The 12,959-nt window shown below is 74.3% G+C and carries 12 protein-coding genes; 5 read left to right on the top strand and 7 right to left on the bottom strand.

The features are described from left to right. Window positions 1-24: 24 nt before the first annotated feature. On the bottom strand, window positions 25-954 hold the full coding sequence (locus AC1Z4A_RS18660) for a MurR/RpiR family transcriptional regulator (protein ID WP_483680287.1): 930 nt from the start codon (window positions 952-954) through the stop codon (window positions 25-27). A 63-nt stretch (window positions 955-1,017) separates the two neighbouring features. On the opposite strand from AC1Z4A_RS18660, the gene AC1Z4A_RS18665 reads away from it, so the two are divergent. Next, entirely contained in the window at window positions 1,018-1,380 is a 363-nt protein-coding gene (locus tag AC1Z4A_RS18665) for a hypothetical protein (RefSeq protein ID WP_483680289.1), read from the top strand. Between the two features lie 13 nt (window positions 1,381-1,393). Beyond that, on the top strand, window positions 1,394-1,666 hold the full coding sequence (locus tag AC1Z4A_RS18670) for a DUF4031 domain-containing protein (RefSeq protein ID WP_483680290.1): 273 nt from the start codon (window positions 1,394-1,396) through the stop codon (window positions 1,664-1,666). On the opposite strand, the gene AC1Z4A_RS18675 is transcribed toward AC1Z4A_RS18670, so the two are convergent. Then, entirely contained in the window at window positions 1,656-2,396 is a 741-nt protein-coding gene (locus AC1Z4A_RS18675; RefSeq protein ID WP_483680292.1) for an HD domain-containing protein, read from the bottom strand. The two genes, AC1Z4A_RS18670 and AC1Z4A_RS18675, sit on opposite strands and share 11 nt — an antisense overlap. A 58-nt stretch (window positions 2,397-2,454) precedes the next feature. Between AC1Z4A_RS18675 and AC1Z4A_RS18680 the strand changes: the two genes are divergently transcribed. After that, on the top strand, window positions 2,455-3,153 hold the full coding sequence (locus AC1Z4A_RS18680; protein WP_483680293.1) for a copper homeostasis protein CutC: 699 nt from the start codon (window positions 2,455-2,457) through the stop codon (window positions 3,151-3,153). A 168-nt stretch (window positions 3,154-3,321) separates the two neighbouring features. Here AC1Z4A_RS18680 and AC1Z4A_RS18685 read toward each other — a convergent pair whose 3' ends face one another. After that, entirely contained in the window at window positions 3,322-4,515 is a 1,194-nt protein-coding gene (locus tag AC1Z4A_RS18685) for an MFS transporter (protein WP_483680295.1), read from the bottom strand. Window positions 4,516-4,614: 99 nt separating this feature from the next. Here AC1Z4A_RS18685 and AC1Z4A_RS18690 point away from each other — a divergent pair, with 99 nt between their 5' ends. Next, entirely contained in the window at window positions 4,615-4,938 is a 324-nt protein-coding gene (locus AC1Z4A_RS18690; protein ID WP_483680296.1) for an ArsR/SmtB family transcription factor, read from the top strand. Here AC1Z4A_RS18690 and AC1Z4A_RS18695 read toward each other — a convergent pair. Then, the gene (locus AC1Z4A_RS18695; RefSeq protein ID WP_483680298.1) at window positions 4,925-7,003 is read right to left on the bottom strand and encodes a HelD family protein; all 2,079 of its coding nucleotides are present in this window, start codon (window positions 7,001-7,003) and stop codon (window positions 4,925-4,927) included. The two genes, AC1Z4A_RS18690 and AC1Z4A_RS18695, sit on opposite strands and share 14 nt — an antisense overlap. A 278-nt stretch (window positions 7,004-7,281) precedes the next feature. Between AC1Z4A_RS18695 and AC1Z4A_RS18700 the strand changes: the two genes are divergently transcribed. Further along, window positions 7,282-7,419 carry a hypothetical protein gene (locus AC1Z4A_RS18700; protein WP_483680299.1) on the top strand — a complete coding sequence of 46 codons (138 nt, stop codon included), beginning with the start codon at window positions 7,282-7,284 and terminating at the stop codon, window positions 7,417-7,419. A gap of 29 nt (window positions 7,420-7,448) precedes the next feature. Here the strand turns inward: AC1Z4A_RS18700 and AC1Z4A_RS18705 are convergent, their stop codons facing one another. The 3 genes from AC1Z4A_RS18705 to AC1Z4A_RS18715 form a co-directional block, all read right to left on the bottom strand. Next, a complete protein-coding gene (locus AC1Z4A_RS18705) occupies window positions 7,449-9,092 on the bottom strand; it encodes a DNA repair helicase XPB (protein WP_483680300.1) in 1,644 nt (547 codons plus the stop codon). A 196-nt stretch (window positions 9,093-9,288) separates the two neighbouring features. Continuing rightward, window positions 9,289-10,290 carry a hypothetical protein gene (locus AC1Z4A_RS18710; RefSeq protein ID WP_483680301.1) on the bottom strand — a complete coding sequence of 334 codons (1,002 nt, stop codon included), beginning with the start codon at window positions 10,288-10,290 and terminating at the stop codon, window positions 9,289-9,291. 149 nt (window positions 10,291-10,439) lie between these two features. Next, window positions 10,440-12,881, bottom strand: a complete 2,442-nt coding sequence (locus AC1Z4A_RS18715) for a helicase-associated domain-containing protein (RefSeq protein WP_483680303.1) — start codon at window positions 12,879-12,881, stop codon at window positions 10,440-10,442. Window positions 12,882-12,959 lie beyond the last annotated feature (78 nt).

The raw sequence follows: 12,959 nt of genomic DNA on the forward strand, positions 1-12,959 counted from the left end.
GGTCCTCGCGGGGTGGACGGGTCGTCAGCGCCGGCTGCCGGGGGCGTGCCGGTGGGCCAGTGCCTCGTACGAGTCGGACAGCGCGGGCGCCGCGGTCTCGTACGTGCGCTGGGCCACGCCGATGAACAGGCAGTCCACCACGAGCAGCTGGCTGGTGCGGCTCGACATGGCCGCGGGGCGCAGCTCGCTCTCCCGGGCGGAGGACGTGGTGAGGACGATGTCGGCGTACTGCGCGATCTCGCCCTCCGGCCGGCCGGTGATGGCGACCGTCGTCGCGCCGTGCTCGAAGGCGACCCGCAGCGGCTCGATGACGTCCGTCGTGCGGCCCGAGTGGGTGATGGCGATCGCCACGTCCCCCGCGCGCAGCTGCACGGCGTTGGTGACGGCCAGGTGGGGGTCGGCGGGGGCGTGGGCGACCAGGCCGATGCGGAGCAGCTTCTGCACGAGGTCCTGGCCGACGAGGTTGGAGGCGCCGATGCCGTAGACGTCGGTGCGCCGGGCGGCGGCGAGGGCCGCGACGGCCGACTCCAGGGCGGCGGTGTCGAGCCCGGCGGCGGTGTCCGCCAGGCACTGGGCCTCCTCGTGGGCCAGCTTGGCGACCACGCCGTCGAGCGGGTCGTCGAGGGCGATGTCGGCGGTGACGGCGGGCGCGCGCCCGGCGGCCTGCTCGGCGGCGAGGGCGGCCAGGGCGAGGCGGAGGTCGCGGTAGCCGGGGTAGCCGAGGACGCGCGCGGTGCGCACGACGGTGGCCTCGCTGGTGCCGGTGCGCTCGGCGAGCCCGGTGACGGTGAGGGCGGCGGCGCCCGCGGGGTCGTTGGCCAAGTACTCGGCGACGCGCTGCATGGAGCGGGTCATGGTGGGCGCGAGCGTGCGGACCTTGGCGGCGAGTGCGGCCGGGGCCGGCGGTGTGTGAGAGGAGGGCCTTCCGAAAGTTTCCTTCAGCTTGCTGCTCACGCTCTGAAAGGTATTTTCGGCCCGGTGTGCCGTCAACCCTCCCGGCATCCGACAATGGGTCGCATGGAGCTGGAACAGGCACTGCACGCGGCGCGGGCGCTCGTCCTCGCCGACCTGGCGGCGGGAGACGTGGCGGAGGCCGATGTGGTCTCGCTCGTCGAGGACGCGATCGCGCACCGCCGCTGGTGGATCGAGCAGTGGCCGGACGGCGTGGGGTTCCTGCCCGGACTCGTCGCCCAGGACGTCCAGGACGCCCTGCTGGAGCGCTACGGCCGCTGGCCGCTGTGCCCGGTGTGCACGGACTCCGGTGACCTCCACGCCCTGGACGTCGAGCCCGAGCTGGGCCCCGATCCGCACTGGGCGTGCGCGAAGCAGGCGGTGCTGGTGGCGCCCGTCGGCTCGCTGGCGACGGTGCTGCGGCGCTGATGGCGATGGCCTCGTGACGCTCTACATCGACGGGCCGAACTGGCCGGGCCACGGCCGGATGTGGTCCCACCTGATCAGCGACGTCTCCTTCGAGGAGCTGCACGCCTTCGCGGTGCGCCTGGGCTCCCCTGCGCAGGCGTTCGACGGGGACCACTACGACGTGCCGGAGTCGCGCTACACGGACGCGGTGCGGCTGGGCGCGGTGGAGGTGGGCAGCAAGGAGCTGGTGCGGCTGCTGCGGGTGTCGGGCCTGCGCCGCCCCAAGCGGAGACCCCTCAGGTGGTGAGCAGCTCCAGCTCGGTGGCGAGGTTGCGGCGGGCGAGGAGTTCCCAGCGGTCGTGGCCGAGCGGGGTGCGGAAGAGGCGGGGGAGCGCGAGCAGCTGCCGCAGCACGTCGGCACGGGCCCGGCGGAAGTCGGCGTCCGGCACGAAGCCGTACTCCGCGCGGACGGCCGCCGCGTAGGCCGCGTACTCCTCCGGCGACCCGCCCAGAACGGCGAGGTCGGCGTCGCACAGCGTCTCGCCGTCGCGGTCGCCCGGGGCGGGGTCGTGGCTGACGGTGAGCCTGACGAGCCGGGCCACCTCGGCCGTACGGGCCGGGTCGAGGCCCAGCTCGGGCAGCGCCAGCTCGGCGAGGTGGGCGGAGCGCTCCTCGTTCTCGGAGCGGTCGGGGCGGTAGACGGCGTCGTGGAACCAGGCGGCCAGCCGCACGGTGTCGATGTGGTCCGCGTGGGACGCCAGCGCGTCGAGGTGCCCGAGGACGGCCGCGAGGTGCCCGACCGTGTGATAGCGCCGCTGCGGCTCGGACCAGCGGCCGAGCAGGTCGTCGGCGTACGGCCCGGGATCGGGGTCCGGCACGGTGCGCACGCGCTCGACGGTCTCGTGCCACCGGGCGCGGAGGGCTTCGCGCAGCTCCTCCTGCGGGGTCCCGGGCGTCGGCTCGTGCGCCGACTCGGGCGCGGGCTCGGGCGCGGGCGCGCGCCGGTCTCCGGACGGGTGCTCGGGCTTGGCTGCCATGGGTCAATTGTGGAGTACGGCTTTAACCGGGGGCGGCCGGTGTGGCAGGCTTTGCTACATGTCTAGACCAATTCTTGAGGTGATCGCGCTCGGTGCCGAGGACGCGGTGGCGGCGGAGGCCGGAGGTGCGGACCGGCTCGAACTGGTCAGCGACATGGCGGCCGACGGCCTCACCCCGGCCCTGGAGACCTTCGCGGCGGTGCGGGACGCCGTCGGCATTCCGGTGCGGGTGATGCTGCGTGCCGCGGACGGCTTCTCCGTCGGCGGCTCCGCGGCGCTGGAGGCGCTGTGCGACACGGCGCGGGCGCTGCGGGCGGAGGGGGCGGAGGAGTTCGTCCTCGGCTACCTCACCGAGGACGGGCGTGCCGACCTGGCGGCGGTGACCGCCCTGGCCGACGCGATCGGGCCGCGGGCCCGCTGGACCTTCCACCGCGCGATCGACCGCGCGGCGGACCGCGACGCCCTGCGCAAGCAGCTCGCCGACCAGCCGGGCCTCGACACCTACCTCACGGCGGGTTCCGCGGCCGGTGTCGACGACGGGCTCGCGACGCTGCTCGCGGAGGCGGGGCGCGGCGACGAACCCGGCTACGAGCCGCGGATCATGGCCGGGGGCGGGCTCCGGCTCGAGCACGTGCCGGTGCTGCGGGCCGGTGGGGTCACGGCCTTCCACATCGGTGGCGCGGCGCGGCCCGCGGGGTGGGCTTCGCCGGTGGCGGCGGGGGCGGTGCGGGGCTGGCGGGAGGCGCTTGACGGGTGACGGGCGGGTGACGGGCCCGGGGTCGGGGCGGTTCGGCACCGCCGGATGCCGTCGTCGTGGCTGATCGCCGTTGCGGCGGGGTGGGATTCCCCGATCCCGCCCCTTCCCGCTGTATCCGATATGCGGCTCCGCCGCAGGGCGGGGCTCCGCCCCGGACCCCGGGGTCCCTCAGGCTCCGGCCCCTACCCGGGCCGGGGCCGGAGCCGGGGCTGCCGTCTCGGTCTTCGCGGGCGTTCGCGTCGTCATCGCCGCCAGTGCCAGCGTCGCCACGGCCAGGGCTGCCGCGGCCAGCGGGAAGTCGTGGTCGCCCAGCAGGGTGATGAAGAGGCTGCCTGCGCCGCCCGCGGCCGCGATGCCCAGGTACAGCGCGCTGCTGTTGAGCGAGAGCAGCAGCGGTGCACTGGCCGGGGCCAGGGATGCCATCCGGTGCGGAAGCGCCACCGCCACGGCCCACCCCGCGAGCGGGGTCACCAGGGCGTAGGCCAGTGCTCCCGGCATCGAGCGCCCGAGCCACGGCAGCAGCACGAAGCACAGCGCCGTCACCGCGCTGCCCGTGAGCAGGACGGTGCGCACGCCGAAGCGGTCGACGGCACGGCCGCCCGTCCAGCTGCCCGCGAACGAGGCGAGGCCGGTGGCCAGCATGACCAGCGACAGCCGCGCCGCGTCCCCGCCCGTTGCGTCGTGGACCGCCGTCGCGAGGTAGATGTACACCGAGTTGAAGGTCAGGAAGAACGCGAACGTCGTGGCCGCCGCCCACACCACCCGGCGGTCGCGCAGCGGCGCGAGCCGCTCGCGCAGCCCGGGTGCCGCGGCGGGCGCGGGCAGTTCGCGCAGCAGGGCGGCGAGCCCGGCGAAGGCGGCGGCGCCCAGCACGGCGACGAGCCACATGGTCAGCCGCCAGTCGCTGCGCCCGAGGTACGTGCCGAGCGGCACGCCGAGCGCGGTGGCGACGGTCATGCCGCCGAGCACGGTCGCCAGGGCCCGGCCGCGCTGCTGCGGGGGCACCAGCGAGGTGGCGACGGCACTGGCCGTGGGCGAGTAGAGGGCGGCTCCCGCGGCGGCCAGCACCCGGGTGGCGAGCAGCAGCGGGAAGGTGGGGGCGAGGGCGCTGAGGACGTTGGCCGCGGTGAAGACCGCGAGCGCGGTGAGCAGCAGGCGGCGGCGCGGCCAGCGGGCGGTCAGGGCGGCGAGCACGGGTGCCAGGAGCCCGTAGGAGAGCGCGAAGACGGTGACAAGCTGCCCGGCGGCGGAGACCGAGACGTGCAGGTCGTGGGCGACGAGGCCGAGGATGCCGGCCATCACCATGCCATCGGTGCCGATGGCGAACGTGCCGAGGGCGAGCAGGAGCAGGCGGAGACGCACGGGTGTCCTTCCGGACGACAAGTACAAGTACAGTTTGGTGTGCGTCAAACAATAGAGATTGTTTGATGAGTGTCAAACGTTCTGGAGGAGGGCGGTGCCGTGACGGCAACGGAGGGCGAGCTGCTGCCGCAGCCGGAGGCCGGAGAGATCGAGCTGGTCAAGGTGCTGCACGCGCTGGGCGACCCGGTGCGGCTGCACCTGTTCCGGGTGTATGCCGCGGGCGGTCAGTACGACTGCTCGTCCGAGCGGCTCGGGCTCGTGCACTTGCACAAGTCGACGGTCTCGCACCACATGAAGGTGATGCGCGAGGCGGGCATCACCTCCACGCGCGTGGTGGGGCGCAACCGCTACGTCCGGCTGCGCAGGGAGGAGCTGGACGCGCGGTTCCCGGGGCTGGTGGAGGCGCTGCTCAAGGCGCAGTAGAGCCGTCTCCCAGGGCGGCCGGCAGCGGCTCCGCGTGCACCACCGTCAGCCCCGACACCGCCCGTGTCAGCGCCACGTACAGCCGCCGGAGCCCGGTCCGCTCGTCCGGCTCGCCCGCGACCACCGCCGACGGCTCGTCCAGCACCACGTAGTCGTACTCCAGACCCTTGGCGAGGGACGCCGGGACGAGCGTCAGCCGCGCCTCCGCCGACGTCTCCTCGCCGGGCGCGAGGTACGGCAGGCCCGCCGCCGTCAGCATCCCGCCCAGCGCCGCCATGCGGCCGTCCGCCGCGATCAGCCCGGTCGAGCCCTCCCGCGCGAGCGCCTCGCGGCACGCGTCCAGCACCGCCGCGTCCAGCTCCGCGGGCGCCACGGGGCGCACCGAGAAGTCGCCCGGCGACTCCCGCACCGACGTCGCCTCCGCCAGGCCCGGTGCGATCGCGGGCAGCAGCCGCGACGCATAGGCGATGACCTCGCGCGGCACCCGGAAGCCCTGCGTCAGCTCCTCGACCGCCGCCTCCGGCTTGCCCAGGTGCGTCAGCGCCTCTGCCCAGCTCGCCGTCGCCCACGGGGTCGTGCCCTGCGCCAGGTCGCCCAGGATCGTGGCCGAGCCGGTCGTGCAGCGGCGGCCCACCGCCCGGTACTGCATCGGGGACAGGTCCTGCGCCTCGTCCAGGACCACATGGCCCAGCGAGGGCGTGCGCGCCACCAGGTCCGCCGCCTCGTCGATCAGCACCGCGTCCGCGGCCGACCACCTGGCCGACTTCACGCTCCGGGCGGGCCGCTCCCACAGGATCTCCCGCTGCTCCTCCTCCGCCAGCAGCCCGGCCGCGTGCTCCGCCAGGAACTCCGCGTCGGACAGCAGCCGCAGCACCAGCTTCGCCGGGTCGGCCGGCGGCCAGATCTCCTTCACCGCCGCCTTCACGGCCGCGTTGCGCGCGACCGCGTTCTGCACCCGGTCGTCGGGCGCCTCGCCCGCCTCCTCCATCCGGACGAGCACGGCGTGCGCGATCCGCTGCGGCAGCGCCTCGCGGGCCGCGCCGTAGCGGATGTCGCGGTCGAGCAGCTCCCGCACCATCTCCTCGATCTCGTACGCCGGCACCCGCCAGCGCCGCGCGCCGCGCACGACGACGACCGGCTCGGCCGGCATCGTCACCCCCGACCGCAGCGCGCGCCGCAGCACCTCGGCCATGCGCGCGTCGCCCTTGATCCGGGCGGCGGCCGCGGAGTCCGTCCCCCGCACCTCCACATGCGCGACCAGGTCGTCGACGGTCGCCTGCGCCACGTTCAACTCGCCGAGCGCGGGCAGCACTTGCTCGATGTACCGGAGGAAGGACCGGTTGGGGCCGACGACCAGCGTCCCGGCGCGGGCCAGCCGCTCGCGGTGGGCGTAGAGGAGGTACGCGACGCGGTGCAGGCCGACGGCCGTCTTCCCGGTGCCGGGCGCGCCCTGCACACAGACGGTGCCGCCGATCCCGGCGCGCACGATCTCGTCCTGCTCCGGCTGGATGGTCGCGACGATGTCCCGCATGGGGCCGACACGCGGCCGCTCGATCTCGGTCTGGAGGAGCCTGCTCGCCTGCTCGCCGGCCGCGGGGTCCGTGAGGTCCTCGTCCTCGTAGGCGGTCAACTCCCCGCCGGTGTAGCCGAATCGGCGGCGCATCCCGACGTCCATCGGGTCCTTCTTGGAGGCCCGGTAGAACGGCTGCGAGACGGGCGCGCGCCAGTCGATGACCATCGGGTCGCCCTCGGCGTCGTGCACATGCCGCCGCCCGATGTAGAACTGCTCGCCTTCCGCACCCTCCGCCTTCTCCGCCCCCGGCGCGTGCAGATAGTCCAGGCGCCCGAAGAAGAGCGGGGTGTGCGCGAGATCGGCCAGGGCGGCGATGCGCTCCTCGATCTGCCGCTGCAGAACGGCCGCGTTGACCCAGTTGGCGGTCACGTCCTTGATGTCGAGCGCCTCCGCGTCGGCCCGCATCGCCCGCAGCGCGGCACGGGACGACGCCAGGTGGGCGCGCTCCCGCTCGAGGGGGTCGTTCACATCGGTCACTTGCGGCGCGGGCACGGCGGAGCCTCCAGGCGTACGGCGGAACGAGCGGTGGACCGCCGGTTTCCGACCGGGCGGCGGCGCTCCCAGAGGCGCTGGCGGGAGGCGGGGAAAGGGCGAGTTTAGTCACCCGCCCCGGGACGCGCGAATGATTTTCCGCGCACCCCGGGCGGCTCTCAGGGTCGCCGTCAGCCTCCCGTAGGGGACGCCATGATCCTTGGGTCGTACGCCCGCGCCCGCGCGTTTACACCGGCAGGCCGATGTCCGTGGCGGCCCGGGAAACCATCATGGAGTGCATGACCACCGCATCAGCCACCCCGAACCCGGCCTCCGCCTTCTCCCTCTCCTCCGCCTTCCGGGCGATCAAGGTCTTCGCAGGCGCGGTCGTGAGCGTCGCCGTCCTCGGCCAGTACGCGGACGAGCGCAAGGCCTGACTCGGTCCGCCGTACCCGGCCCGCCGTCCTCAGTCCTCCGCCAGCAGCGCGTCCGCGTCCATGATCCGGTACGCGTACCCCTGCTCCGCCAGGAAGCGCTGGCGGTGCGCGGCGAAGTCCTGGTCGACCGTGTCGCGGGCGACCACCGAGTAGAAGCGTGCCTCGTGGCCGTCGGCCTTCGGGCGCAGCACGCGGCCCAGGCGCTGGGCCTCCTCCTGGCGCGAGCCGAAGGTGCCCGACACCTGGATGGCGACCGTCGCCTCCGGCAGGTCGATGGAGAAGTTCGCGACCTTGGACACCACCAGCACGTTCAGCTCGCCCTCCCGGAAGGCGTCGAAGAGCTTCTCGCGCTGGGCGTTGCTCGTCTCCCCCTTGATCACCGGCGCGCCGAGGTGCTCGCCCAGCTCGTCGAGCTGATCGATGTACTGGCCGATGACCAGCGTCTGTTCGCCCTTGTGCCGGCGCACCAGCGCCTCCGTGACCTTCCGCTTGGTGGCGGTCGTGGCGCAGTAGCGGTACTTCTCCTCCGTCTCGGCCGTCGCGTACGCCAGCCGCTCGGAGTCGGTGAGGTTGACGCGTACCTCGACGCAGTCCGCCGGGGCGATGTAGCCCTGCGCCTCGATCTCCTTCCAGGGCGCGTCGAAGCGCTTCGGCCCGATGAGCGAGAAGACGTCGGACTCGCGCCCGTCCTCGCGCACCAGCGTCGCGGTCAGCCCGAGCCGCCGCCGGGCCTGGAGGTCCGCGGTGAACTTGAAGACCGGCGCGGGCAGCAGGTGCACCTCGTCGTAGACGACCAGGCCCCAGTCGCGGGAGTCGAACAGCTCCAGGTGCGGGTAGATGCCCTTCCGCTTGGTCGTCAGCACCTGGTAGGTGGCGATGGTGACCGGGCGGATCTCCTTCTTCGTCCCGCTGTACTCGCCGATCTCGTCCTCGGTCAGCGAGGTGCGCTTCACCAGCTCGTGCTTCCACTGCCGCGCCGAGACGGTGTTGGTGACGAGGATCAGCGTCGTGGCCTTGGCCTTGGCCATCGCACCCGCGCCGACGAGCGTCTTGCCCGCGCCGCAGGGCAGCACGACCACGCCCGACCCGCCGTGCCAGAAGCCCTCCACGGCCTGCCGCTGGTACGCGCGCAGGGCCCAGCCGTCCTCGTGCAGCTCGATGGGGTGGGCCTCGCCGTCCACGTAACCGGCCAGGTCCTCGGCGGGCCAGCCCAGCTTGAGCAGCGTCTGCTTGATCTGGCCGCGCTCGGAGGGGTGGACGGCGACGGTGTCGGGGTCGATCCGGGCGCCGACCAGCGGCGTGATCTTCTTCGAGCGGAGGATCTCCTCCAGCACCGGCCGGTCGGTGCTCTCCAGCACCAGCCCGTGCGTGGGGTGCTTGACCAGCTTCAGCCGCCCGTAGCGGGCCATGGTCTCGGCGATGTCGACGAGCAGGGCGTGCGGCACGGGGTAGCGGGAGTGGGTGACGAGGGCGTCGACGACCTGCTCGGCGTCGTGCCCCGCGGCCCGGGCGTTCCACAGGCCCAGCGGCGTGACCCGGTAGGTGTGGATGTGCTCGGGCGCGCGCTCCAGCTCCGCGAACGGCGCGATGGCGCGGCGGCACGCGTCGGCCTGCTCGTGGTCGACCTCGAGCAGAAGCGTCTTGTCCGACTGGACGATGAGGGGTCCGTTCACGCCCGCCCTTTCGCTGTCCGTGTTCGCGTCTGTATTCGCGTCCGTATTCGCCTTGCTTGCGAAACACACGAGTCTACTTCGCCGGGGTGCGGGCGTGCGGAGTGCGAGGCGAAAGCAGGGAGCGAGAGCACGGAGCGGAAGCGCGGAGCGCCCCTCCCGGTGGGGAAGGGCGCTCCGGTCCTGCGGCTTCAGCCGATCAGCCGGCCGTGACGTCGACCAGGCGCATCGTCGTCCGCGTGTAGGAGCCCTCGGGGCCGCCCCACAGCATCACGGTGGCGTTGCCCGTGGGCGCGCCGGAGGCGACGCGCAGCCGGACGTCCATCGTCTGCACTGCCCCCTTGGCGAGCTTCTGGGAGCCCAGGGAGCCGTAGAAGCTGAACGGCGACCGGTTGACCATGGGCTTCCACGACTGCCAGGCCGCGCCGGGGGAGGTGCGGTACTCCACCTCGACCTGGCCCGGCTGCACCTTGCCCGCGAAGCCGACCGACATGGTGCGCTTGAAGTTCGCGATGTCCGCGTCGCCCCGGCGGTTGTCCATGACGAGCTGGAACTCCTGCCAGTCGCCGCCCGCCCGGATCCCGGCCGCGGGGGCCAGGCCCGTGAGCGCCACCCGGGCGCGGTGGTCCGTGATCTTGTCCGCGGGGATCTGGACGCTCTCGGCGGGCATGACGTCGAAGTACTGGAAGTGGCGGGCGCTGATGGTCTTGGTGCGCGAGCCTGCCGACGTGATGATGACACCGTTGCCGGTGACGTGCGGCGCGTACCGCACGCGCAGGTCGACGGTGAAGGCGGCGTCCTTCTCCACCCGGCCCCACTTGATCGAGTGGAGGTCGCCGTTGAAGGTGTAGCTCTCGGCCTTCTGCCAGGAACCGTCCTTGGCCCGGTACTCGAGCTCGGAGTCGCCGCTCTTGAAGTCGGTTGCCGACGTGTAGGTGTTGAGGTCCCAGGAGAGGTCCTCGACGTCCTCGCCGCCGCGGTTGTCGACGGCCAGCTGGAGGTCCGTCCAGTTGCCCGCGGTGATGTTGCCGGGGCCCTTGAGCGCGATGGCGAGGCCCTGCGTGGCGGGAGTGGTCTGTCCCGCCTGCGCGGTGGCGGCGGGCTTCGGGCCGGTCTCGGCCGCGACGGCCGGGGCCGACAGGAAAACGGCCGGGGCCATGGCGGCCGCGACGACGCCTGCCGCAATTCGATGCAGCTTCACTGTGAAGTGTCCCCCTGATAAGCACTGCTGAAATAAGCGGCCGCGGGGCTCTGCGGCCCCGCGGCGCAGTGATCATGCTAATCGGCAGGTAAAGGGATCACCAAAGCGATTAAGGCCGTACCGATCGATACCGGCGATACTGCCGCAGGTCAGGCCGATTCGTCCGCCAGCTCGGCCACGCCCGTGATGCGGTGCAGGGGGTAGGTGCGCACCTCGTCGGCCGTGTGGTCGTACGCGGTCACGAAGCCGCCCTCGACGCGGACCGGGGCGATCACGCGCTGGCTCGCGGCACCCTCGGCGTTGACGTAGCCGATCCAGACGGAGGTGCCGGTGAGGACGGCGGCCTGCATGGCGGCGAGGGTGTCGGCGGAAGTGGTGCGGGGCAGCCCGCCGTCCGCCGGGGCGGGGGCCGCGACGGGCCTGCGCTCGGCGGTGGCCGCCAGGTCGCCCGCGCGGATGGCGCGGAGCGCGGCCGCCAGCAGCGTGGGGCCGGGCGCCGGGGGGCCGTCCTGGACCGGGGCCGGGGGCGTGCGCGCGGGCGTGCGGCGGGCGTCGGCGCGGGTGACGACCACGTCGCCCTCCGCGGACTCGGCGGCCGGGGCGTAGCCCATGATGCGCAGGGTCTCCAGGAGCGTGTCGGGTGCGGCCTGCGCGGCCAGCACCGTCCCGGCCAGGCGGCGCAGCCGCAGGGGCGCCGAGCGGCGGTCCGCGAGGATCTCGGCCAGCATCGTCTCGTCGTCGCAGCGCACGTACGAGGAGGCCGCGCCCACCCGCAGGTGGCCGTGGCGGCGGGCCACGTCGTCGATCAGGTAGGCGAGCGGCTGCGGCACGGGCGTGCGGGAGTGCTCGGTGAGGAAGGCCCGCAGGTCGGCGGCGGTCCGGCCGGCGTCCAGGGCGCGGCGCACCGAATCGGGCGTGAAGCGGTAGACCGTGGCGCCGCCCTTGGACTCGACGTCCGCGAGGACGCCCAGGGTCTGGGCGAGCGGGCGGTGCAGCGGGCCGGGGGCGACGGCGGTCAGGTCGGCCTGGAGGAGGACGTGGTCCAGGGGCTCGGGGAGGAGCGGGGTCAGCTCGACGGCCGCCGCGCCGGGGTCCGTCAGCAGGGCGCGGGCGTGGCTCGCGAGGGCACCCCGGCTGGTGAGGCCCAGCGCCTCCGCCTCCGCCAGTGCCCGGAGGGCGAGCCGGGAGCGCAGGTCGTCCGTCGCGTGGCGCGGGGGCCGCTCCCACTGGAGGCGGGCCAGCAGGGTGTCGGCGGGCACGGAGGCGCCGGGCGGCAGCTCGGCCAGCAGGGCGAGCACCCGGTGGCGGACCTCCGGGGCCGGGGAACGGTCCAGGTCGGGGCCGAGCGCCGCCAGGATGCGGCCCTTTGCGTCCTTCTCGCCCGCCAGGCCGGGCGTGCGGGTGGTGGCGAGCCAGGCGGTGGCGAGACGGACCCATCGGCGCTCGGCGGGGAGCACCAGCCAGTCGTCGTACGCAGGGGTGGGCGCGTACCGCTCGTCCACGTCGCCGTCGGAGGCCAGCAGGCCCGCCGCGAAGGCCAGCTCGGCCCAGAAGGCCGCGTCGGTCTCGGTGGTGTCCAGGAGGGCGGCGGTGCGCTTGAGGTCCCGTACGCTCAGCCCGCCCGCGCGCAGGACGAGCGGGCCCGCGGTCTCCCACTCGCCGAGCAGCTCCTCGACGGTCGTGAGCGCGGTGAACGCCTGCCCGGCCGCGGTCGCGTCGACGGTGTCCGGCGAGTGTCCGGTCACGGGCGCGAGGTCCGGGGGCAGCGGCTCCGGGGTGCGGTGCGCGCGCCCGGCGCGCAGGTGGAGGGCGACCTCGCGGGGCAGCACCACGGCGCCGGGGGCGGTGGGCAGCAGCAGGCCGCGGTCGAGGAGCCAGCGCAGGTGCAGGGCGGGGTCGGCGGTGACGGTGCCGTGGGGCGGGCCCCAGAGCAGCTTGCCGAGCACGGCGGCGGCCTCGTCGGGGGCGTCGGCCAGCAGGGCGGCCATGCGCTTGCGGTCGGTGAACAGCGCGGTCAGGGCGGCGACGCCGGACACCGAGTCGTGGGTCGCGGGCAGCCCGGCGGCGGCGACGATCTGCTGGAGCCGGCCCGGCGACATTCCGGCCGTGGCCTCGGCGACGGTGGGGCCGAGCCCGGTGGGCGAGAGGTGGGCGGCGCTGGGCGCCAGCAGCTCCCGGGCGGTGCGCACCAGGTGGAGACGGTCCTCGCCGCCCCAGATCAGGGCCTGCTCGCGGAGGGTGGCGACGGCGCGCGGCAGTTCGGCGGCGACGTGCGGGTCGGTGGGCTCGTCGCCCGTCATCAGCCCGGCGAGGCTGTCGTACGGGCACGGGTCCGGGGCCACCGCCAGCGCCTCCGCGACCTGCAGGGCGAACCGGTCCAGGCGGTCCAGGGCGCGGACGACGGACGCGCGGGTGGAGGCGCGGGTGGCCAGCTGGGTGAGGTCGCCGGGCACGGGGCTGAGCAGGTCGGGACGGGCGCGCAGCAGCCCCGCCAGGGCGTTGTCGGGACGGGTGCGCAGCTCTTCGGCGAGCGTGCGCGGCCCTGCGACGGTGCTGCCGCCGGTGCTGCCGGTCTCCCGCGAAGTGGTCATTCTGCTTACGGTACCGGGTCCGCGCGGATTGCCCCGGGCTTGGCTTCGGCACGCGGATCCGGAAGCCGGGAACCGGTA

The organism is Streptomyces sp. 17_S59 (assembly GCF_056930295.1).

Coding starts and splice junctions, on each gene's coding strand:
- AC1Z4A_RS18715 (WP_483680303.1), bottom strand. CDS start 12,881: ATGACCACTTCGCGGGAGACCGGCAGCACCGGCGGCAGCACCGTCGCA.
- AC1Z4A_RS18700 (WP_483680299.1), top strand. CDS start 7,282: ATGACCACCGCATCAGCCACCCCGAACCCGGCCTCCGCCTTCTCCCTC.
- AC1Z4A_RS18675 (WP_483680292.1), bottom strand. CDS start 2,396: ATGGCAGCCAAGCCCGAGCACCCGTCCGGAGACCGGCGCGCGCCCGCG.
- AC1Z4A_RS18680 (WP_483680293.1), top strand. CDS start 2,455: ATGTCTAGACCAATTCTTGAGGTGATCGCGCTCGGTGCCGAGGACGCG.
- AC1Z4A_RS18665 (WP_483680289.1), top strand. CDS start 1,018: ATGGAGCTGGAACAGGCACTGCACGCGGCGCGGGCGCTCGTCCTCGCC.